The sequence below is a fragment of the Arthrobacter sp. Y3221159 genome (genome assembly GCF_059089885.1).
The window spans coordinates 141,167-161,731 of the sequence record NZ_JBNHFC010000008.1; the positions used below are offsets into that span (position 1 = coordinate 141,167).

Consider the following 20,565-nt stretch of genomic DNA (forward strand, 5'->3'; position numbering starts at 1 on the left):
TGCCGGACCCTGAGGCCCGGCACACCCGGTGAGCGGAACTAGCGCTTCTGCTTGACGATCTTTTCCTGGTCAACGTCGCCCTCGGAGATGGCGTCGTGTTCCTCGTGGCCGGCGCCCACCAGGTGGTTGTCGCCTTCACCGAAGAAGCCCTTCTTGAAGTCCACAATTGCGGACTTCAGAGCTGCAACGGTGTCGTCGTCCAGCACGTTGGTCTGGGCCAGCGTGGTGAGGATCGAGGACTTTCGGCCCAGGTGGTCCAGGAAGTCGCGTTCGAAGCGGCTGATGTCCTCAACCGGAACGTCATCCAGGTAACCGTTGGTTCCGGCCCAGATGGAGACAACCTGGTTCTCGACCGGGAACGGCGAGTACTGGCCCTGCTTGAGCAGTTCCATCAGGCGGGCACCACGGGTCAGCTGCTGGCGGGATGCGGCGTCCAGGTCCGAGGCGAACATGGCGAATGCCTGCATGTCGCGGTACTGGGCCAGGTCCAGCTTCAAGGTGCCGGAGACCTTCTTCATGGACTTGACCTGTGCGGCACCGCCCACGCGGGACACCGAGACACCCACGTCAACGGCGGGGCGCTGGTTGGCGTTGAAGAGGTCCGACTGCAGGAAGATCTGGCCGTCGGTGATGGAGATGACGTTGGTCGGGATGTACGCCGATACGTCGTTCGCCTTGGTTTCGATCAGCGGCAGGCCCGTCATGGAACCGGCACCCAGTTCGTCGGAGAGCTTCGCACAACGCTCCAGCAGGCGGGAGTGCAGGTAGAAGACGTCACCCGGGTAGGCTTCGCGTCCCGGCGGGCGGCGGAGGAGCAGCGACACTGCACGGTAGGCCTCGGCCTGCTTGGACAGGTCATCGAACACAATGAGGACGTGCTTGCCGCCGTACATCCAGTGCTGGCCGATGGCCGAACCGGCGTACGGTGCCAGGTACTTGAAGCCTGCGGGGTCGGAGGCAGGGGACGCCACGATGGTGGTGTACTCCAGCGCGCCGTTGTCCTCAAGGGTCTGGCGGATGGCGGCGATGGTGGACGCCTTCTGGCCGATTGCCACGTAGATGCAGCGAACCTGCTTCGTCACATCGCCGGAAGCCCAGTTCGCCTTCTGGTTGATGATGGTGTCGATCGCGATGGCGGACTTGCCGGTCTGGCGGTCACCAATGATCAGCTGGCGCTGGCCGCGGCCGATCGGAATCATGGCGTCGATTGCCTTGAGTCCGGTCTGCATCGGCTCGTGCACCGACTTGCGCTGGGTGACACCGGGAGCCTGGAGCTCCAGGGCACGGGTGGTCTCGGCCTTGATCTCGCCGAGGTCATCGATGGGCACGCCCAGCGGGTCCACTACGCGGCCGAGGAAGGCGTCGCCCACGGGCACGGACAGAACCTGTCCGGTGCGGTGGACTTCCTGGCCTTCTTCGATGCCGGTGAAGTCGCCGAGGACGATGACGCCGATCTCACGGACGTCGAGGTTCTGGGCGAGGCCCAGGGTGCCGTCCTCGAAGCGCAGCAGCTCATTCGCCATGACCGAGGGGAGGCCCTCAACACGGGCGATGCCGTCACTAGCGGTGGTTACGCGGCCGACCTCTACGCGCTCTGCGTTTCCGGGTTCGTAGGACGCCGCGAACTCGTTCAGCGCAATACGGACGTCGTCGGCGTTGATGGTCAATTCGGCCATCTGCAGTCCCTGCTCTCCTGTTTTGTGATCACCGTGAAGGTGACCGGGGTTTCTATCAGTTTGTTGGTGCTTGTCCGGCTAGCCGGCCAGCTGGCGTTGCAGCTCGCCCAGCCTGGTGATGACCGAAGCGTCGAGCACTTCGTCACCGACCTGGACGCGAATTCCGCCAATGAGTGCTGGATCAACATTGACGTTGATCTTCAGTTCCCGCCCGTACAGAGCATTCAGGCCCGCCTGGAGGCGTTCCAGCTGCGTCTGCGTCAGGGGACGGGTCACGCTGACCGTTGCAATCCAGCGCTGCTGCCGCTTGGCCGCCAGTTCGGCGAACCGTTCAACGAGCCGGGTGGGCTTGATGCCCCGGGGCTGGGAAACTGCCTGGGTGATGAGGACCTTTGCTTCCTCACCCACCCCGGGCACCAGCTTCGCGGCGAGGGCAGCCTTGGCGGCTGCACTGGCCTGCGGCTCGGACAGAGCACGTTGTACCTCGTGGCTGGAGGCAACAGCCTGGTTGAAGGAGAACAGTTCGTTCTCCAGCTCTTCCAGGCCAGTGATTCCGGAGGCAGAAACGGCCGACTTGTTTTCAGCAACGGAAATGACCACCGTTGCGGCAAGAGTCTCGAGTGCATCGCCGATATCGCGCGCCGATGCCCAGCGTGAACTGGCCAGTCCGGATGCGATCTCTGCAGCATCAGCGGAGACTTTTCCGCCAACCAGCTGCCTGACCAACGCCGACTTTTCGTCACCTGAACGCGACGGGTCAGTCAGGGCGCGGCGCAAGCCAGCCGAGCTGTCCACCATTTCCAGAATTCCGAAGAGTTCCTTTGCCAGCTGCAGCGACGCGGTGGGAAGCTTGGCTTCCAGCGCGGCCAGCCCTGTTGCCAGCGATTCGCTCGATACGCCTGCCATTACTTTGCTGCACCTGCGTTCTGGGTCTCCAGATCTGCCAGGAAACGGTCAACTACCCGTGCTGCGCGCTCATCGTCGTTGAGCGATTCGCCTACGATGCGGCCGGCAAGGGTGGTGGCCAGGGTGCCTACCTCTGAACGCAGGGACACAACGGCCGCCTGGCGCTCGGATTCGATCTGTGCGTGGGCCTGCGCGGTGATGCGGGCAGACTCTGCAGCTGCCTTCTCCTTGAGATCCGCAAGGATCTGGGCACCCTCCGCGCGGGCTTCCTCACGGATGCGGTTGGCTTCGGCGCGGGCGTCGGTCAGCTGCTGCTTGTACTCTTCGAGTGCAGCAGACGCCTCAGCCTGGGCCTTTTCAGCCTTTGCAATGCCGCCTTCAATAGCCTCGGCACGCTCGGCGAAGGTCTTTTCGAACATCGGGACAACGAACTTGACCACGATGAACATGAGGATGGCAAAGCCCACGAGGACAACGCCCATTTCCCAGATGTTGGGCATCAGGGGATTGACTTCGCCCTCAGTGGCGGCTGAGATGATCAGCTGAGCCATTTTTTCACCCGTCCTTTTCTACTCGGTTCTGTAAGTTCGCTTCGTTCCAGGACTAGAGAACGAAGGCGAAGACCAAGCCGAGGATGGCGAGGGCTTCAGTCAGCGCAAGGCCGAGGAATGCGATCGGCTGCAGCACGCGCTGAGCTTCAGGCTGACGGGCAACGCCGTTGATGTAAGCAGCGAATACGAGGCCAACACCGATACCACCGCCGATTGCGGACAGACCGTAACCTACGAGGTTGAGATTGCCTTCCATTTTTCTTCCTTTCAAGATGCCACTTCAGTGGCAGGTTGTTTGGGTTGCTTCATCCCCCGCGAAGGGGAAGTCTGTGTGCCCGCCGGAATTGCATCCGGCGGCATTGCCTAGTGGCTGTCGGCGTGCAGTGCGCCTTCGATGTAGATCGCGGTCAGCAGGGTAAAGACGTAGGCCTGCAGGACCATGATCAGGGCCTCGAGCATGTACATCGCGATGGCACCTGCCAGGACCAGGACCGAGGTTCCCTTGAGCAGGATGTTTTCCTGCATGACCAGGTATTCGATGCCGGAGCCGGCGATCATCACAATGAGGTGGCCTGCGAGCATCGTGGCGAACAGACGGAGGCTGTGCGTGACGGGCCGGACCAGGAAGTTGGAGATGATCTCGATCGGGATGACGATCGGAAGGATGAACCACGGAACACCCGAGGGAACGGTGGCCAGCTTGAAGTAGCGCAGGCCGTTCTTCTTGACGCCGATGGCGATCCAGGTGAAGTAGACGAGGCCGGCCAGTACGTACGCGCCACCAACGTGGGAGAAGGTGGGGAGCTGGATCAGCGGGATGGCGCCGTAGATGTTGTTCACCAGGATGAAGAAGAACAGGCTGAACAGCAGCGGGACGTACTTGATAAAGTCCCTGCCGCCGATGATGTCCTTGGCGATTCCGTTGCGGACAAAGCCGTACGCGGCTTCGCCGGCGAACTGGAGCTTGCCGGGTACCAGCTGCTGCTTGCGTGCGGCCAGCACGAAGAAGGTGGCGATAATGGCGACAGAGAGGAGGACCAGCAGCATCTGCTTGGAGAATCCTTCTGCGGCACCCCACGGCAGGATTGCCGGCAAATGCATTTCGTTAATACCAGGAGGAGCGAACTCTCCTGAATCTTGGGCCGGGAGCGCAAGCGCGATCAACGCGTTTCCTCTCTGCAGTGTCCATCATTGGGCGTTGGGCGGGGACCGGCAGCCTGACGGCCTGCTGTTCCCCCTGTGAAATTATTTGGCATTAGTGTCGCCGTCCGTGGACGGCCCGCTGGCAGCAGGACGCTCGCCAGCATTTTTACGAGAACTGGTGAGGCCATGCATGTGGGAAAGGTAAAAACCTCCGACGGCTCCAAGCAGAGCGCCTGCGAGCACAATCCAGCGCGTTCCCCACATATAATCCAGTCCCCACCCTATCAAACTCCAGACGATGATTCCGCCAATGATGTAGCTGAAGACGGCCATCCCGGCGTTGTATCCGCCGTCGGAGTTGTTGCCTGAGACGCCGGGGGCGGAACCGCCGGATACGGGCTTGCCGGCGGAGGCTTTTCCGGACTTTTTGGGGTCACGCATCGGAGGCTTCCTTGGTTTCTGGATCGTTGTAGATCTGCAGGCGGGATTTGCTGAAACCATAGAGCTCAGCGACCTGCCACAAAACGACGGCGGCCACGGCACCTGCAACAAACCAGCGGCCGTGCAGCCATTGCGGAGCGCCCACCACGAACAGGACCGCGGCGAACCCCACCACCTTGATGAAGTAGGTGGCCACGAACACGCCGATGGCTCCGGAGGGATTGCTGCGTCCCACGAAATGGCCCACCAGGAGGCTTATTCCGAAGAACAGCATCACCAGGAGACCACCCAGCAGGGCGGACACCGCGCCGGCGGAGCCGTCCAGTACCGCGGCAGCCCCCGCGCACAGCACTAGTCCCGCCGCCGCAGCTGCGGAACTGAGCTTTAGGAGATGCAGCCAAAGGGACCGGGTGGGACCGGAAGCACCAACGGGTCCTTTGCCGGACGCGGGTCCGGACTCGGCGTTGGAGGTCATGCGATCCCAATCGTCGGTACCAAGCGGCAGCAAGCCACAAGGCGGGGTGGAGGGGCAGCTTTGGCTGCCCCTAAATTCTACATGAGATAGAAATGTTTACGCACCGGCGTTACGCCGGAGTTTCGTCGTTACGGCGCGCAAGGTAGGGCCATGCGGTGACGAGGCCCATCACCAGGGTGGCGAAGAGGTCCACGGCGAGGACGAACTGCCACGGGAAGATGGCAAAAGCCAGTCCCCCGAAGGACAGCACGCCGGTCCACAGGTACATCAGGACTACGGCAGTGCGGTGCGAGTAGCCGATGTCCATGAGCTTGTGGTGCAGGTGGCCCCGGTCGGCGGACCACGGCGACCGGCCCCGCGCGGTCCTGCGGACCACCGCAAGGCCCAGGTCCAGCAGCGGCAGGAACAGGACGGCAAACGGCAGCAGGATGGGAATCACGGTGGAGATACCGTTGGCCCGGTCGTAAAGCCCGCTGGTGATCTGGCCGGTGGAGACCACACCCGCGGACGCCATGAGCAGCCCGATCAGCATGGCGCCGGAGTCCCCCATGAAGATTTTCGAGGGGAACCAGTTGTGCGGCAGGAAGCCCAGGCAGCTGCCTACCAGGACTGCGGTGATGAGGGTGGCGAGGTCCGAATAGTCCAGGAGGACGGCGTTGCGGTGCACCCAGTACGCGGTAAAGAAGAACGCGGTGCCGCCGATGATGGCCACGCCGGCGGCCAGTCCGTCCAGGCCGTCAATGAAGTTGAAGGCGTTCATGGTGGTGACGATCAGCCCCGCGGTGAGCACCACCCGGATGGTTTCGTTCTCCAGGTAGATGGGTTCCGGCACCCAGGGCACGATGGTCATCTGGACGCCCCAGACCGCCACGGTCAGGGCGGCGGCACTCTGGCCGATGAGCTTCACCCACCACCGGATGTCCAGCAGGTCGTCCGCCACACCCACGAGGACGATCACGGCAGCGCCGGCAAGGACGCCCCACGGCGAGAAGTTGTTCCGGTAGATGTCCTTGACGAAGAAGGACTGGCTCGCAACGATCAGCGCCACCATCACGCCCAGGAAGATTGCGACTCCCCCGAGCCTCGTGACGGGGGTTGAATGCACGTCGCGGCTGCGGATGGGCAGGTGCAGTTCGAGCCGGTGGCCCACCACTCGGGCACCCCAGGTGGCGGCATAGGACACAACCGCAGCAGTCAGCCCCATGAGCAGGTACATGATCATGGGGTGGTGGCCGTTTCAACTGGGGTGGAAATGCAGCGGAGCAGTTTTGGCGGGTGTACACCGGCGGGTGGGCTCACTGGCAGGGAATCTGTTCTTCGATAAATGAAACTTCTCCGTCGCCGAGCACGCAGCAGGCAGTGCGAAATGGCTGACACGCAGTGCCTTACAGGGCTGTATTACAGTGGACTCTAGTCAAAGATACTAGCGCCACCGGCTTCATGGCTCCGCGCCACACGGCGCATTACGAGCGGGGAACTCCCTGACAGCCATGCTGAAAGGACCCTTCATGACCCCCCGCATTGCAGTTGCCGCCGTCACCTTCAACCGCCCGAAGGAACTGGCTGTGCTGCTGGATTCGATCAACTCGCAGACGGCGGCGGTGGACACCATCTGCCTGGTGGACAGCGGAACGGAGCCGGCGCGTGAGGTCGCCTGCCGGCACGAAAATGTGGACTACGTCAGGTCTGAGGCCAACCTGGGCGGAGCAGGCGGCTTCGCGCTGGCCGCGCTCAAGGCGGTGGCCAGCGGCGCCAGGTGGATCTGGATGATGGATGACGACGCCGAACCTGCGGATCCTGAATGCCTCGCCACCCTGCTGCGGGAGGCGGAGGCGCGCGACCTTGAAGCGGTGGTCCCGCTGGTGACGGCCCCGGGGCATCCGGACCGGCTGTCCTTCTTCTTCCGCCTGGACGGAAAAGTCACCCACAGCAGGGCCGAGGTTGAAAAGCTGGGGTTCCTGCCCAACGACGGGCACTTCTTCAACGGCGCGCTGATCCGTTCTGACGTTTTCTTCAAGGTGGGCCTGCCCGACATGCGCCTCTTCATCCGCGGCGACGAGGTTGATTTCACCATCCGCCTCCGGAAGGCCGGGATCCGCTTCGGGACCGTGACCACCACGGCCATTACGCATCCCCATGCCTTTTCCGAAACACAGCACGTCTATGGCGCCCGCTGGCACGTCATTGTTCCCGAGAATGCGTTCAAGCGGTACTACTACTACCGCAACCGCGGGTACCTGATCCGGCGCTACTTCCGCGTCCGTTCCCTGGTGGCCGATGTGGGCGGGTACGCGGGCTACTTCCTGCAGCGACGGGACCTGGCAGGGTTCCTGGGCTGGGCCTCATCGTTCAGCAAAGGCCTGCGGGGCAAGGGCTTTGCGCCCCTGGAGGACCAGAAGTTCTAGGCAGCGGCCTGCAGTTCCTGCGGCCTTTACTTCCTGCGGCCTTTACTTCCTGCGCAGCCGCCTGCCGGCCAGGAGCCACAAGAGGACCCACGGCTCGCCGAAGACCCGGTAGGCGACGCGCCGGGGATGCAGGAGGAGGCGCCAGGCCCATTCGAGGCCAAGGCGGCCGAGCCAGCGGGGAGCCAGCTTCTGGACACCCGCGAGCTGCTCAATGGCACCGCCCACGGCGCAATACACAGCGGGCGGCAGCGATTCCAGCCGGCGCTGGAGGACTTGTTCCTGCAGCGGCATGCCGAGCCCCAGCAGGACCAGCTGCGGCTGCTGGCGGTGCAGCCATTGAACGGCGGCATCTTCGAGGCTGGGGTTCCAGTTCTCTCCCGGGAATCCGGCCACGTGCGCGCCGGGAACAATGGCCTTCAGCCTCGCTACCGCACCCGCATTCGCCTCGGCGCCAGCTCCCACGACGGCGATCCGTTCCAGTCCCCGCACCTGGTCCAGGGCGGGAAGCCAGTCGGTTGAGCCCAGTCGGTAGTCCATGACCGGGCCCTCGGCATTGCCGGTCCTCCCCCACAGCCACAGCACCGGGGCACCGTCAAGGAGCACCACGTCGCTGCGCTCGTACAGGGAGCGGAAGCCGTCGTCGGACAGCGTCAGGGTGACGCTGTGCAGGTTGTGGCCAAGGACCGTCCGGGTGGATCCGTCCTGGATATAGCGGCTGAGCGCTTCCACCAGTTCGGGAACCCGCAGCGGGGTCGCATCAACCTCCAGGAACGGGATCTGCTGGCGTTCCAGGGTCATCAAGGCTGCTGGCTCTGGTCCGGAGCAGCCTGGCCCTGTGCCGGGGAACCGCCGGGTGCGGGAGCTACGGCGGAGGAACCTGCGGCCGCGGGCACATCTTCGACGCGTTCCTCCCCCACGGGCACGGCATCGGCGGGCACCACAGCGGGCACCGCGCCAGCAGGCTCCTCAGCAGCCGGGTCCTCCTCCGCCATGGGAATCTCGCCGAGTCCAAGAACGCCGGGCACGTGTTCGCGGAGCTGGTCCAGGCTGACGGCGCCGTTGCGGACTACCCGGAGACGCGGCCCGGTGGCGTCCACAATGGTCGAGGCCACCGCAGCTTCACCCTCGGCAGGGCGGAAGCCGCCTTCCAGGTAGACCTCCACAGAGTCGGCCAACTGCTCGCGGGCGGCCGCGGCGGTCTGCGCCGGCGCGTGGCCGGTGCGGTTGGCCGAGGAGACGGCAAGCGGCCCGGTGAGGGTCAGCAGCTCCTGGGCGATGTCGTCCGCGGGCATCCGCAGTGCGACAGTTCCCTTGGTTTCGCCGAGGTCCCAGTCCAGGGACGGCTGCGCGTGCAGGATCAGGGTCAGGCCGCCGGGCCAGAACGCCTCGGCGAGCTTCCGGGCGTCAGCGGAAACATCCGTGGCCAGGCCGTCCAGGGCATTGATGCGCGGGATCAGGACGGGCGGCGGCATGGTGCGGCTGCGTCCCTTGGATACCAGGAGCATGGTAACGGCCTGCGGTGAGAAGGCGTCGGCCGCGATGCCGTACACAGTGTCCGTGGGAAACACCACGCACCTTTTTTCGCTGATGGCGCGCTGGGCATGTTCCAGCCCCTGGGCGCGCTGGTCGTCAACGGTGCAGTCATAGGTTGTGGTCACTGGCCTATTCTTTCATTCCGGGTGGTGCTGGTCCGCGAGCACGGCGCTGGTGGCGCGCTCCTTCTGGTTCAGGTCCACATGCGTAGTGATGTTGCGCCACGTTCCCGCGCGGCCCATCATCGAAGCAATCCAACCGGCCTGGACCTCTGCGTGCTCCATGACAAAGAAGCCGCCTGGCCGCAGCAGCCGGGCAGCCGAGGCCGCTGCCGCCGTGGGAAGTTCCATGCCGTCCGCTCCCCCGCCGTAGAGTGCTTCCGGAGGGTCATGAAGCGCAACTTCGGGCTCGTTGGGAATGGCCTCTGCAGGGATGTAGGGCGGGTTTGAAACCACGACGTCGAAGGTTCCGTTAAGCTCCGGCAGCGCGGTCCGCAGGTCCCCCAGCACCAGGTGGACGCCCAGGGGCGCCAGGTTCTTTGCCGCCCAGGCATGCGCCAGGGGGCTGTATTCGACGGCGTGCACCTCCGCGCCGGGCACCTCATGGGCGATCGATCCGGCGATGGCACCGGATCCGGTGCCGAGGTCCACGATGCGGGGCGACGGCATCCCCTTGACGTGGTCGATGACGAGCTGCGCCACGGACTCCGTCTCCGGCCGCGGAATGAACACCCCGGGACCCACCGCCAGCTCGAGGTAGCGGAAATGCGCCACCCCGGTGATGTGCTGCAGGGGGACCCGGCCGGCCCGCTCCGCCACCAGCTCTGCGTAGCCGTCGGGGGCGGGCGCATCGCCCAGCATCAGGGCGCGAAGCCGGCCCAGACCCACCTTCAGGAGGTGGTCGGCCAGCAGTTCGGCATCGACGCGCGGGCTGGGGACACCGGCGTCGCGAAGGATGGCAGTTGCCTCGCTGACTGCTGCAGCGAGGGACTGGCCCGGCCCGTTGGTCATACCCGGCAGGAACTAATCGTTCAGCGCGTCCAGGCGCGCCTGCTCGTCCATCTCGATGGCGGACTGGATGACGGGCTCCAGGTCGCCGTTCATGACCTGGTCCAGGTTGTACGCCTTGTAGCCCGTCCGGTGGTCCGCGATGCGGTTCTCCGGATAGTTGTAGGTGCGGATGCGCTCCGAGCGGTCCATGGTGCGGATCTGCGACTTCCGCTGCTCGGAGTTGGCGGCGTCGATCTGCTCCTGCTGGTGGGCCAGGATGCGGGCGCGGAGGACGCGCATGCCGGCTTCGCGGTTCTGCAGCTGCGACTTCTCGTTCTGCATGGCCACAACGATGCCCGTGGGCAGGTGGGTGATGCGGACGGCGGAGTCCGTGGTGTTCACGGACTGTCCGCCGGGGCCGGACGAGCGGTACACGTCAATTTTGAGGTCGTTCTGGTTGATCTCGAGCTCTTCGGGCTCATCGACTTCCGGCAGGACCAGGACGCCGGCGGCGGACGTGTGGATACGGCCCTGGGATTCGGTGACGGGAACGCGCTGCACGCGGTGTACGCCGCCTTCGAACTTGAGCCGGGCGTACACGCCCTCGGCGGGATCGTTCGAGTTGCCCTTGACGGCCACCTGGACGTCCTTGTAGCCGCCGAGGTCCGACTCGGTGGCAGAGATGATTTCGGTCTTCCAGCCGCGCGATTCGGCGTAGCGGGTGTACATGCGCAGGAGGTCGCCGGCGAACAGCGCGGCTTCATCGCCGCCTTCACCGCCCTTGACCTCAAGGATCACATTGCGGGCGTCGTCGGGATCGCGCGGGATGAGCAGCCGGCGGAGCTTCGCAGCAGCAGCCTCCAGCGAAGCCTCAAGCTCGGGCACCTCGGCAGCAAACTCGGGATCCTCGGCAGCCATCTCCTTGGCCGCAGCAAGGTCGTCGCGGATGGCCTCCCACCGGTGGTAGGCCTCAACAATGCCATTCAGCTGAGCCGACCGCCGCCCCAGCTTCCGGGCAAGCCGCTGGTCAGCATAAACAGCAGGATCCCCCAGCTGCGCCTGAATGGAATCATGCTCATCAAGCAGGCCCTGTACGGAATCAAACATTTTTCAAAACCTCTTTCGACTTGTACAAGTCTAGTAACCCGAGGGCGAAGGTAGACAAACGGGGAAGGCGACCGGGGCGAACTGCCGTTGGGAGGCGACCGCCCCGTTCAGGTGACGGACAAACGAAACGAGCCGCTGATTCTGCTGCCCCGGGAGCGTTCGACGACTCCCAACCTTCGCAAGCTCAGGTCGGGGCCCTCGTCGTCTCTCTTATCGGGCCTGCCGAAGCCGGGTGGCTTGGGATCGTAGATCGCAAGCCACCCGGCGTAGGGGCGGGGGCAGCAGAATCAGCGGCTCAAAAGGGCGTTATTTGTCGTTATCCGACTTCGCACCAAGCGTCGTCTTCTGGACCTGCATGAGGAACTCGACGTTGCTCTGGGTTTCCCGGATCTTGTTGGTGAGCAGTTCAAGGCTCTGCTGGGTCTCGAGTCCGGAGAGGACGCGGCGCAGCTTCCACATGATCTTGACTTCTTCCGGCGAGAGCAGGTTCTCCTCGCGGCGGGTACCGGACGCGTTGACGTCCACGGCAGGGAAGATGCGCTTGTCGGCGAGCTGGCGGGACAGGCGGAGTTCCATGTTGCCGGTGCCCTTGAACTCTTCGAAGATGACCTCGTCCATCTTGGATCCGGTCTCCACGAGGGCGGTGGCCAGGATGGTGAGCGAACCGCCGTTTTCGATGTTGCGGGCGGCACCGAAGAAGCGCTTGGGCGGGTACAGGGCTGCGGAGTCCACACCACCGGACAGGATGCGGCCCGAGGCCGGTGCTGCCAGGTTGTAGGCACGGCCCAGGCGGGTCATGGAGTCCAGCAGGACCACCACGTCCATGCCCATTTCCACCAGGCGCTTGGCGCGTTCGATGGAAAGTTCGGCCACGGTGGTGTGGTCATCGGCGGGGCGGTCGAAGGTGGAGGCAATGACCTCGCCCTTGACGGTGCGCTGCATGTCCGTGACTTCTTCGGGGCGTTCGTCGACCAGCACCATCATGAGGTGGACCTCAGGGTTGTTGGTGGTGATAGCGTTCGCGATGGACTGCAGGATGAGCGTCTTTCCGGCCTTGGGCGGGGAGACGATCAGGCCGCGCTGGCCCTTGCCGATGGGTGCCACGAGGTCGATGACGCGGGGGCCGATCTTCTTGGGATCGGTCTCGAGGCGCAGCCGCTCGGACGGGTACAGCGGAACCAGCTTGGCGAATTCGACGCGGTCCTTGAGTTCTTCTGCTGTCTTGCCGTTCACGGAGGTGACGCGGACCAGGGCGTTGAATTTCTGGCGGTTGGACTGCTGGCTGCGGTCCTCGCCGTCGCGGGGTGCACGGATGGCACCAACGACGGCGTCGCCCTTGCGCAGGTTGTACTTCTTGACCTGGGCCAGGGAAACGTAGACGTCGTTCGGGCCGGGCAGGTAGCCGGAGGTACGGATGAAAGCGTAGTTCTCCAGGACGTCCAGGATGCCGGCAACGGGCAGCAGGACATCGTCCTCGGTGATTTCGACGTCGTCGACGTCGGGGCCCTGGGAGCGTCCGCGGCGGCGGTCGTTGCGGTCGCGGAAGCGGTCGTTGCGGGAGCTGTCGCGGTCCTGGCCGCCGGAGCGGTCATTACGGTCGTTCCGGTCGCGGCGGTTGCGGCGGTTCCTGCGGCTGCCGCCGTCGGTATCGTCGCTGTCGTCACGGCGGTTGTCGCGGGCGCCTTCGCGCTGGCCGGCCTCGCGGCTGCCTGCGTTGTCGCGGCCGCCGTCGGAGTCGCGTCCTGCGGTGTCCCGCCCGCCGCGCGTGCGGCCCTCACGGCGGTCGGTGCGCTGGCCGGCTTCGACGGAGTCGGCGGCGGGGGCTTCGGCGCGCTCAGGTGTGCGCTGCTCCACGGGAGCCTGTTCCGGTGCGGCCTGCTCGGCCGGAGCCTCTGCGGGGGCTTCCTGCACGGCCCCGGCAGCTTCGCCGCGGCGGCGGTTGCGGGTGCGCGGCTGGCGGCGCTCGGGTGCGGCTTCCGCTTCAGCGGCTTCCGGCGCGGCAGGAGCTTCCACCGGAGCGGCTGCAGCAGGTGCCTCGGCAACTGTTTCAGGTGCTGCCGGGGCAATCACGCCGTCGCTGACTGCCCGGCGGCTGCGGCCACGGCCACGGGTGCGCGGGGCTTCAGCGGCAGGGGCATCCGCGGTTTCCGGTGCGGCCGCAGGCACGTCGGCAGCGGGAGCAGCCGTGACCGCGGTGGCCTTGTCAGCAACCTTGGCCGGCGCCTTCGTGGTGGGGGTGCCGGCGCGATGGGCGGAGATCGCCGTCACCAGGTCCCCCTTGCGCATGCGGGAACCGCCGGAGATACCCAACTGGCTGGCGAGGGCCTGCAGCTGGGCGAGCTTAAGGCCGGCAAGGCCGCTGCTCTTGGCGGGTGCTGCCGGCGATTCGGCGGCTGAAGATAGTTCCACAGCTGGTGACAGCTCAGTGGTTTCGGTCACGAAGGATCCTTCCCCCTCGACGGCGTCCAGACTGGGAGCTGGACGCGATGATTTGATCTGGGCTGCAGTTCAGATCTGCAGCCGGGATTTCGGCCTTGCCGGTTGGATTTCGGCCAGCAGGGCCGGATACTGATTCACCTTGCGCTCCGCCCATGGCGGAACGCCGGGCTGACGCTTTCAGGGGCAGTTGGATGCTGCAGGTTCCTGCGTCAGACCAAGCAGGTGGCACCGGAATGCATTCGCAGTAGGAGATCAAATAGCAATTGAATGCAGGAGCAGATCAGATAGGCGGAATTACCGCCGGTGCATGTCCACCTTAGCACCTTCAACGTCCACTGCGAGCTTCAGTACGCGCCAGGCTACATCCGGCGTGTTGGCCGCGGTATACGAGTCAATGAACGCGAGGGCTTTGGCGGCTTCCGCTTCACCGTTTGCGAGGACCAGGACGGTGGGCCCGGCACCGGAGACCACCGCTGCATGGCCGGCTGCGCGAAGTGCCGCGATCAGCGCGGCGCTTGGCCGCATGGCTTCCGCCCGGTAGCTCTGATGCAGATAATCCTCGGTGCCCGCCAGCAGGAATTCCGGCTTTTGAGTGAGGGCGTGGATCAGCAGGGCCGCGCGGCCGGAGTTCATGGCTGCGGCGTGGTGGCCCACGCTTGCCGGGAGCAACGCGCGGGCCGCCTCGGTGGACAGTTCAAAGTCCGGAACCGCCACGATGGGGATCACTGATCGGGCCACGGTGGCGTTGGTGCTGCTGTACTGGTCACTGTCCTGCCACGACAGCGCCAGTCCGCCGAATATCGCGGGAGCGACGTTGTCCGGGTGCCCCTCCAGCTCACTCGTGAGCTGGAGGATCCAGTCCTGTCCGCGTCGGCTGCCGACCGGAACCATGGCGTTGGCCGCGGAGACCGCAGCCACTACGGCGGAGGCCGAAGAGCCGAGGCCGCGCCCGTGCGGGTTGACGTTCTCCGCCGTCACCTTGAGGCCCCCGTGGCGGAAACCCAGCCGCTCGAAGGCCGCATCCATGGCGCGGATCACCAGGTGGCTGGCATCGCGTGGCAGGGTGTCGGCGCCTTCGCCGCGAAGGTCGAACACGAGTTCGTCCGTGTCGAGGCTTTCCACGGTCAACGTGTCATGCAGCGCCAGCGCGAGGCCCAGGCTGTCGTAGCCGGGACCGAGGTTCGCTGAGGTGGCGGGAACCCGGACGGTGACGCGCTGGCCGGCCTCGATGAGTTGCAGTCCGACGGCGGCCTGCGAGGTGGTGTCCAAGGTTATTTTTCTTCCAGTCCCAGTTCAGCGGCAACGGTCACGACGTCATTGGACACCTTGACGGGCTGCACGTCGCTGCCGTCTTCGGTGCGCAGGGCCCACTGCGGGTCCTTGAGGCCGTGCCCGGTGACGGTGATGACGATGGTCTTCCCGGCGGGAACTTCGCCGGCGGCGTGCTTCTTGAGCAGTCCCGCGACGCCGGCAGCGGAGCCGGGCTCCACGAACACGCCTTCGCGGGAGGACAGCCAGCGGTGGGCGTTCAGGATTTCCTCGTCGGTAACAGCACCGATGAGCCCGCCGGACTCGTCACGGGCACCGATGGCACCGTCCCAGGAGGCGGGGTTGCCGATCCGGATGGCGGTGGCGATGGTGTCCGGTTCGGTGATGGGATGGCCGGCAACGAAGGGCGCGGCACCGGCGGCCTGGAAGCCCCACATGGCAGGGGTCTTGGTGGCGACGGCGGGAAGCGTGCCGGCAGTTTTCGACTCGAACGGCGCGGAGTACTCCTTGTAGCCCTTCCAGTAGGCGGTGATGTTGCCGGCGTTGCCCACGGGAAGCACATGGATGTCCGGGGCATCGCCCAGCGCATCGACGATTTCGAACGCGCCGGTCTTCTGGCCCTGGATGCGGGCGGGGTTGACCGAGTTCACCAGGAACACCGGGTAGGATTCCCCCAGTTTGCGCGCGATATCCAGGCAGTTGTCGAAGTTGCCGTCCACCTGGAGCAGCGTGGCACCGTGCGCGATCGCCTGGCTGAGCTTGCCCATGGAGATCTTGCCTTCGGGCACCAGCACGGCACACTTCAGGCCGGCTGCGGTGGCGTACGCGGCAGCGGAGGCGGAGGTGTTGCCCGTGGAGGCGCAGACGACAGCCTGGGCACCGGATTCGACGGCGGCCGTCATGGCCATGGTCATGCCGCGGTCCTTGAAGGAGCCGGTGGGGTTCATGCCCTCCACCTTGAGGTACACCTCGGAGCCGGTGAGTTCGGACAGCTTCTGCGCGTGGACCAGCGGGGTGCCGCCCTCGCCGAGGGTGATGACCCGGGTGGACTCCGTAACGGGCAAACGGTCAGCGTATTCGCGGATAACGCCGCGCCATTGGTGAGCCACTTAGACTCCTTCTACCCGCAGAACGGATGTAACTGAATTGATCACGTCCAGGCCTTTCACGGCCTCGACGGTGGCCGCGAGGGCGGCCTCTGACGCGCGGTGGGTGACGATCCGCAGTTCGGCGGACTCCACGTTGGACTCCGCGTCGCGGTGGATGGTCTGCCGCATGATTTCGATGGAGACGCCATTTTCGGCAAAGATCTGCGCGATCCTGGCCAGGACCCCGGGCTGGTCTGCGACATCGAGCCCGATGTAGTAGCTGGTCACGGCGGCGTCGATGGGCAGCGCCGGAACGTGCCCGGTGGTGGTCTCGGTGCGCTGCGGTCCGCCCAGGACCAGGCGCCGCGCCGCGGAGACGAGGTCGCCCAGCACGGCGGAGGCCGTGGGGGTACCGCCTGCGCCCTGGCCGTAGAACATCAGCTCGCCTGCGTTTTCTGCCTCAATGAAGACGGCGTTGAACGCGCCGCGGACGGCGGCCAGCGGGTGTTCGCGGGGCAGGAGCGTGGGGTGGACGCGGACGGAGACTCCCTCGCCGCCGTCGGCGTCCGTCAGCTTCTCGGCAATGGCAAGGAGCTTGATGACGAAGCCGGCGTCCTTGGCCGCGGCGATGTCCGCGGCGCTGACTTTGGTGATGCCTTCGCAATGGACGTTTTCCAGGGCAAACCGGGTGTGGAAGGACAGCGTGGCCAGGATGGCGGCTTTGGCGGCGGCGTCATGGCCTTCGACGTCGGCAGTGGGATCCGCTTCAGCGTAGCCGAGGCGCTGGGCTTCCGCGAGGGCGTCGGCGAACTGGGCGCCCGTGGAATCCATCTGGTCGAGGATGAAGTTGGTGGTGCCGTTGACGATGCCCAGCACGCGGGTGATCCGGTCGCCGGAGAGGCTGTCACGGATGGGCCGCAGGATGGGGATGGCACCGGCGACGGCGGCCTCATAGGACAGCTGGACGCCGGCCTTGTCCGCTTCCTCGTACAGGGTGGGCCCGTCCTGGGCCAGCAGGGCCTTGTTGCCGGTGACCACGCAGGCGCCGTTGCTCAGCGCCGAAAGGATCAGCGTGCGGGCAGGCTCGATCCCGCCCATCAGCTCGATCACCAGGTCGGCATCCTTGACCAGGGTTTCGGCATCCGTGGTGAACAGTTCCTGCGGCAGCTCAACGTCCCGCTTGGTGCCCAGGTTGCGCACGGCGATGCCGCTGAGCTCCAGGCGCGCTCCGGTGCGGGCAGCAAGGGCGTCGGCGTCCTCAATCAGGATCCGCGCAACCTGGGCCCCAACGTTGCCACAGCCCAGCAGGGCCACTTTCAGGGTTCGCATTTCCGTCACTTCAGGCTCCCATGTCGCGGTTCAGCAGATCTTCTTCGGTTTCCCCGCGGACAATCAGCCGGGCAGATCCGTCGCGCACCGCGACAACGCCCGGCCGGGCCAGATAGTTGTAGTTGCTTGAGAGGGCCCAGCAGTAGGCGCCGGTTCCCGGTACAGCAAGCAGATCACCGGCTGCCACGTCCTCGGGCAGATATACATCTCTAACAACTATGTCCCCGCTCTCGCAATGTTTGCCCACTACGCGGGACAGCTGCGGCGCTGCCCCGGAGGTCCGCGAGGCCAGAATCGCCGAGTAATCCGCGTCGTAGAGCACTGGACGGGCGTTGTCACTCATGCCGCCGTCCACTGACACATAGCGGCGCGGATACGTAACGTTGTTACCGTCCTCACCTGCGGCGGAAGCGGCCGGAGCGTCGACGCGCACGGTCTTCAGCGTCCCCACTTCGTAGAGCGTGAAGGTAGTGCTGCCCACGATGGCGCGGCCGGGCTCAATGGAGATGCGCGGCGAAGCGATGCCCAGTTCCGCGCAGGTGGAACGCACGACGGCGGCCATCGCTTCCGCGATCTCGGCTGCGGGGCGGGGGGTGTCCACCGGGGTGTAGGCGATGCCGTAGCCGCCGCCGAGGTCAAGCTCGGGCATGACGATGGAGTACTTTTCCTGCATGGCTGCCAGGAAGCGCAGCAGTTTCTCCGCGGCCAGGGCGAAGCCGTCCGGCTCAAAGATCTGCGAGCCGATGTGGCAGTGCAGGCCCAGGAGTTCAATGCCGGGGTGGGCCGAGGCGGCAGCCACCGCTTCCTCCGCCGCGGACAGGCCGGCCTGGTCGGTGGTGTCCGCCGCCATGGAGAGGCCGAACTTCTGGTCCTCATGGGCCGTGGCGATAAATTCATGGGTGTGGGCGTGGACGCCTGGCGTGAGCCGCAGCATCACCTTTGCCTGTTCCCCGCGGGCCCGGGCAATATCGCCCACCCGGACCAGTTCATCCAGGCTGTCCACCACGATGCGTCCAAGTCCCATGTCCAGGGCACGGTTGATCTCGGCGTCGGACTTGTTGTTGCCGTGCAGCGCCACCCGCTCCCCCGCGATGCCTGCCCGGCCAGCGACAGCCAGTTCGCCGCCTGACGCGGTATCCAGCCGCAGGCCTTCTTCCTCAACCCACTTCACCACGGCGGTGCAGAGGAAGGACTTTCCGGCGTAATAGACGTCCACGCCGCCGCAGATGTCCGCGAAGGCGGCATCAAAGGAGTCCTTGAAAGCACGCGCCCGGGCACGGAAGTCCGCCTCGTCCATCACGAAGAGGGGCGTGCCGAACTCCTCTTTCAGCTCCTGGACCGTGACGCCTCCAAGGGTGAGGGACCCGGTGTCGTTCCGTTCCACGCTGCCCGCCCACATCGGTTCGTGCAGGGCATTGAGGTCGGCCGGAACGGCCAGCCATTCAGGTGCCAGCGGGGATCCGGTGTTTCCGGTCTGCAATGTTCCTTCAGCTTTCACGGTCATGGTGCTCACATCCGTTCCGGCGCGGAAACGCCAAGCAGGTCAAGGCCGTTGGCCAGCACCTGGCTGGTGGCATCGTTGAGCCACAGCCGGGTGCGGTTGACATCGGTCACGGGGTCGTCGCCCATGGGTGCCATACGGCAGGCGTCGTACCAGCGGTGGTAGGCGCCGGCGATGATCTCCAGGTGGCGCGCCACGCGGTGCGGTTCGCGCAGTTCCGCGGCCTTGGCCACCACCGAGGGGTAGCTGCCCAGGTATGAAAGCAGCTCGTTTTCCGTGGGGTGGTCCAGCAGTGAGGCGTTGAAGCGGTCTTCACCGTCCACCGTGCGCTCCACTCCCGCGGCCACGGCGTTCCGTGCTGCGCCGCGTGAGCGTGCGTGGGCGTACTGGACGTAGAACACCGGGTTTTCGTTGCTGTGCTTCTTCAGCAGCTCGGGGTCCAGGGTCAGCGGCGAATCTGCCGGGAAGCGGGCCAGCGAATAACGTACGGCGTCCTTGCCCAGCCAGTCGATCAGGTCCTTGAGCTCGATAATGTTGCCGGCACGCTTGGAGAGCTTGGCCCCGTTGACGGAGACCAGCTGGCCGATCAGCACCTCGATGTTCTTCTCGGGATCGTCGCCGGCCGCCGCGGCGATCGCCTTCAGCCGGTTGATGTAGCCGTGGTGGTCGGCGCCAAGGAGGTAAATCTTTTCGGTAAAGCCGCGGTCCTTCTTCGAGAGGTAGTACGCGGCGTCGGCGGCAAAGTAGGTGGGCTCGCCGTTGGCGCGGATCATCACCCGGTCCTTGTCGTCGCCGAAGTCCGTGGTCCGCAGCCAGACGGCATCGCCGTCGTCGAACACGTGGCCCTGCTCGCGAAGGCGCGCCACGGCACTTTCGATAGCGCCGGCGTCGTGCAGTTCCTGCTCCGAGAAGAAGACGTCAAACTCCACGCCGAAGTCCGCGAGGGTGGCTTTGATGTCCTTCATCTGTGCCTGGTACGCGGCGGCGCGGATGACGGGAAGCGCGGCAACTTCCGTGAGTTCGCGGATATCCGGATGCGCGGTGAGCACCTCATGGCCGAGGTCGGCGATGTACTGGCCCGGGTACCCGCCCTCAGGCACCGGGAGGCCGTGAAGCCGCGAGTAGACAGACTTGGCGAAGGTGTTCATCTGGGAGCCGGCGTCGTTGATGTAGTACTCGGCCGTGACGTCCGCGCCCGATGCCCGGAGGACGCGCGCGATGGAATCGCCCAGGGCGGCCCAGCGGGTGTGGCCGATGTGGAGGGGGCCGGTGGGGTTCGCCGAAACGAACTCCATGTTCACTGTGTGGCCGGCGAGCGCGGAGTTGGTTCCATACTGCTTGCCCGCTTCAACAATCACCTTGGCGAGGGCGCCGGCGGTGGCAGCATCAACGGTGATGTTCAGGAACCCGGGGCCGGCGATGTCCACGGCCGAGACGCCGTCGATCGATTTCAGCCGGGCACTAAGGATAGTGGCGAATTCCCGCGGGTTCGTGCCAGCCTGCTTGGCCAGCTGCAGGGCGATGTTGGTTGCCCAGTCGCCGTGTTCCCGGTTCTTGGGTCGCTCCACGCGCACCTCATCAGGCACAGCTGATGCTGAAAGGGCGATGTCACCGGCGGCAACGGCGTCTTTCAGGCAGGCGGATATGGCGAGGGAGAGTTCTTCGGGAGTCACCCCTCTAGCCTACCGGGGGCCAGTGACAGCAAAGAATTCT

19 protein-coding genes are annotated in these 20,565 nt (G+C 65.4%); 1 reads left to right on the forward strand and 18 read right to left on the reverse strand.

The window, feature by feature from the left end:
• Window positions 1–38: 38 nt before the first annotated feature.
• From atpA to AC5RT3_RS10370, 8 genes are all read right to left on the reverse strand, one after another.
• Window positions 39–1,676, reverse strand: coding sequence for a F0F1 ATP synthase subunit alpha (gene atpA, locus AC5RT3_RS10335; RefSeq protein WP_493975827.1), 1,638 nt, complete (start codon window positions 1,674–1,676; stop codon window positions 39–41).
• Between the two features lie 78 nt (window positions 1,677–1,754).
• Window positions 1,755–2,582 (reverse strand): F0F1 ATP synthase subunit delta, encoded by an 828-nt coding sequence (locus AC5RT3_RS10340; protein ID WP_494050750.1) that lies wholly within the window; start codon window positions 2,580–2,582, stop codon window positions 1,755–1,757.
• Window positions 2,582–3,133: a F0F1 ATP synthase subunit B gene (locus AC5RT3_RS10345; RefSeq protein WP_494050751.1), complete on the reverse strand. Its 552-nt coding sequence runs from the start codon at window positions 3,131–3,133 to the stop codon at window positions 2,582–2,584. Before AC5RT3_RS10345 ends, AC5RT3_RS10340 begins: the two co-directional genes overlap by 1 nt.
• Window positions 3,134–3,185: 52 nt before the next feature.
• Complete coding sequence (gene atpE, locus AC5RT3_RS10350) at window positions 3,186–3,389, reverse strand: ATP synthase F0 subunit C (RefSeq protein ID WP_009356484.1); 204 nt, start codon at window positions 3,387–3,389, stop codon at window positions 3,186–3,188.
• Between the two features lie 107 nt (window positions 3,390–3,496).
• The gene (gene atpB, locus AC5RT3_RS10355; protein WP_035751787.1) at window positions 3,497–4,297 is read right to left on the reverse strand and encodes a F0F1 ATP synthase subunit A; all 801 of its coding nucleotides are present in this window, start codon (window positions 4,295–4,297) and stop codon (window positions 3,497–3,499) included.
• Between the two features lie 81 nt (window positions 4,298–4,378).
• Entirely contained in the window at window positions 4,379–4,717 is a 339-nt protein-coding gene (locus tag AC5RT3_RS10360; RefSeq protein ID WP_494050752.1) for an AtpZ/AtpI family protein, read from the reverse strand.
• Window positions 4,710–5,192, reverse strand: a complete 483-nt coding sequence (locus tag AC5RT3_RS10365) for a Cg1360 family ATP-synthase-associated protein (protein WP_494050753.1) — start codon at window positions 5,190–5,192, stop codon at window positions 4,710–4,712. The genes AC5RT3_RS10360 and AC5RT3_RS10365 overlap by 8 nt, the downstream gene beginning before the upstream one ends.
• 109 nt (window positions 5,193–5,301) lie before the next feature.
• Complete coding sequence (locus tag AC5RT3_RS10370; protein ID WP_494124082.1) at window positions 5,302–6,414, reverse strand: MraY family glycosyltransferase; 1,113 nt, start codon at window positions 6,412–6,414, stop codon at window positions 5,302–5,304.
• A gap of 286 nt (window positions 6,415–6,700) precedes the next feature.
• On the opposite strand from AC5RT3_RS10370, the gene AC5RT3_RS10375 reads away from it, so the two are divergent.
• On the forward strand, window positions 6,701–7,597 hold the full coding sequence (locus AC5RT3_RS10375) for a glycosyltransferase (protein WP_494050755.1): 897 nt from the start codon (window positions 6,701–6,703) through the stop codon (window positions 7,595–7,597).
• 42 nt (window positions 7,598–7,639) lie between these two features.
• Here AC5RT3_RS10375 and AC5RT3_RS10380 read toward each other — a convergent pair whose 3' ends face one another.
• The 10 genes from AC5RT3_RS10380 to argS all read right to left on the reverse strand — a co-directional run bounded on the left by AC5RT3_RS10380 (window position 7,640) and on the right by argS (window position 20,525).
• Complete coding sequence (locus tag AC5RT3_RS10380) at window positions 7,640–8,395, reverse strand: WecB/TagA/CpsF family glycosyltransferase (protein WP_494124083.1); 756 nt, start codon at window positions 8,393–8,395, stop codon at window positions 7,640–7,642.
• Window positions 8,395–9,255, reverse strand: a complete 861-nt coding sequence (locus tag AC5RT3_RS10385; RefSeq protein ID WP_494050757.1) for an L-threonylcarbamoyladenylate synthase — start codon at window positions 9,253–9,255, stop codon at window positions 8,395–8,397. Before AC5RT3_RS10385 ends, AC5RT3_RS10380 begins: the two co-directional genes overlap by 1 nt.
• 12 nt (window positions 9,256–9,267) lie before the next feature.
• Window positions 9,268–10,140, reverse strand: a complete 873-nt coding sequence (gene prmC / locus AC5RT3_RS10390) for a peptide chain release factor N(5)-glutamine methyltransferase (protein ID WP_494050758.1) — start codon at window positions 10,138–10,140, stop codon at window positions 9,268–9,270.
• Window positions 10,141–10,152: 12 nt separating this feature from the next.
• Window positions 10,153–11,226 (reverse strand): peptide chain release factor 1, encoded by a 1,074-nt coding sequence (gene prfA, locus AC5RT3_RS10395; protein ID WP_494050759.1) that lies wholly within the window; start codon window positions 11,224–11,226, stop codon window positions 10,153–10,155.
• Between the two features lie 306 nt (window positions 11,227–11,532).
• Entirely contained in the window at window positions 11,533–13,665 is a 2,133-nt protein-coding gene (rho, locus tag AC5RT3_RS10400; protein WP_494050760.1) for a transcription termination factor Rho, read from the reverse strand.
• Between the two features lie 294 nt (window positions 13,666–13,959).
• Window positions 13,960–14,934 (reverse strand): homoserine kinase, encoded by a 975-nt coding sequence (gene thrB, locus AC5RT3_RS10405; RefSeq protein WP_494050761.1) that lies wholly within the window; start codon window positions 14,932–14,934, stop codon window positions 13,960–13,962.
• Window positions 14,935–14,936: 2 nt separating this feature from the next.
• Entirely contained in the window at window positions 14,937–16,043 is a 1,107-nt protein-coding gene (thrC, locus tag AC5RT3_RS10410; protein ID WP_494008645.1) for a threonine synthase, read from the reverse strand.
• The gene (locus AC5RT3_RS10415; RefSeq protein WP_494008646.1) at window positions 16,044–17,360 is read right to left on the reverse strand and encodes a homoserine dehydrogenase; all 1,317 of its coding nucleotides are present in this window, start codon (window positions 17,358–17,360) and stop codon (window positions 16,044–16,046) included.
• 1 nt (window position 17,361) lies between these two features.
• Window positions 17,362–18,855, reverse strand: a complete 1,494-nt coding sequence (lysA, locus tag AC5RT3_RS10420; RefSeq protein ID WP_494051337.1) for a diaminopimelate decarboxylase — start codon at window positions 18,853–18,855, stop codon at window positions 17,362–17,364.
• Between the two features lie 5 nt (window positions 18,856–18,860).
• On the reverse strand, window positions 18,861–20,525 hold the full coding sequence (gene argS / locus AC5RT3_RS10425) for an arginine--tRNA ligase (protein WP_494050763.1): 1,665 nt from the start codon (window positions 20,523–20,525) through the stop codon (window positions 18,861–18,863).
• Window positions 20,526–20,565 lie beyond the last annotated feature (40 nt).

Coding starts and splice junctions, on each gene's coding strand:
- atpE (WP_009356484.1), bottom strand. CDS start 3,389: ATGGAAGGCAATCTCAACCTCGTAGGTTACGGTCTGTCCGCAATCGGC.
- prfA (WP_494050759.1), bottom strand. CDS start 11,226: ATGTTTGATTCCGTACAGGGCCTGCTTGATGAGCATGATTCCATTCAG.
- atpA (WP_493975827.1), bottom strand. CDS start 1,676: ATGGCCGAATTGACCATCAACGCCGACGACGTCCGTATTGCGCTGAAC.
- lysA (WP_494051337.1), bottom strand. CDS start 18,855: ATGACCGTGAAAGCTGAAGGAACATTGCAGACCGGAAACACCGGATCC.
- AC5RT3_RS10365 (WP_494050753.1), bottom strand. CDS start 5,192: ATGACCTCCAACGCCGAGTCCGGACCCGCGTCCGGCAAAGGACCCGTT.
- AC5RT3_RS10360 (WP_494050752.1), bottom strand. CDS start 4,717: ATGCGTGACCCCAAAAAGTCCGGAAAAGCCTCCGCCGGCAAGCCCGTA.
- AC5RT3_RS10345 (WP_494050751.1), bottom strand. CDS start 3,133: ATGGCTCAGCTGATCATCTCAGCCGCCACTGAGGGCGAAGTCAATCCC.
- AC5RT3_RS10375 (WP_494050755.1), top strand. CDS start 6,701: ATGACCCCCCGCATTGCAGTTGCCGCCGTCACCTTCAACCGCCCGAAG.
- AC5RT3_RS10380 (WP_494124083.1), bottom strand. CDS start 8,395: ATGACCCTGGAACGCCAGCAGATCCCGTTCCTGGAGGTTGATGCGACC.
- AC5RT3_RS10370 (WP_494124082.1), bottom strand. CDS start 6,414: ATGATCATGTACCTGCTCATGGGGCTGACTGCTGCGGTTGTGTCCTAT.
- AC5RT3_RS10340 (WP_494050750.1), bottom strand. CDS start 2,582: ATGGCAGGCGTATCGAGCGAATCGCTGGCAACAGGGCTGGCCGCGCTG.
- prmC (WP_494050758.1), bottom strand. CDS start 10,140: ATGACCAACGGGCCGGGCCAGTCCCTCGCTGCAGCAGTCAGCGAGGCA.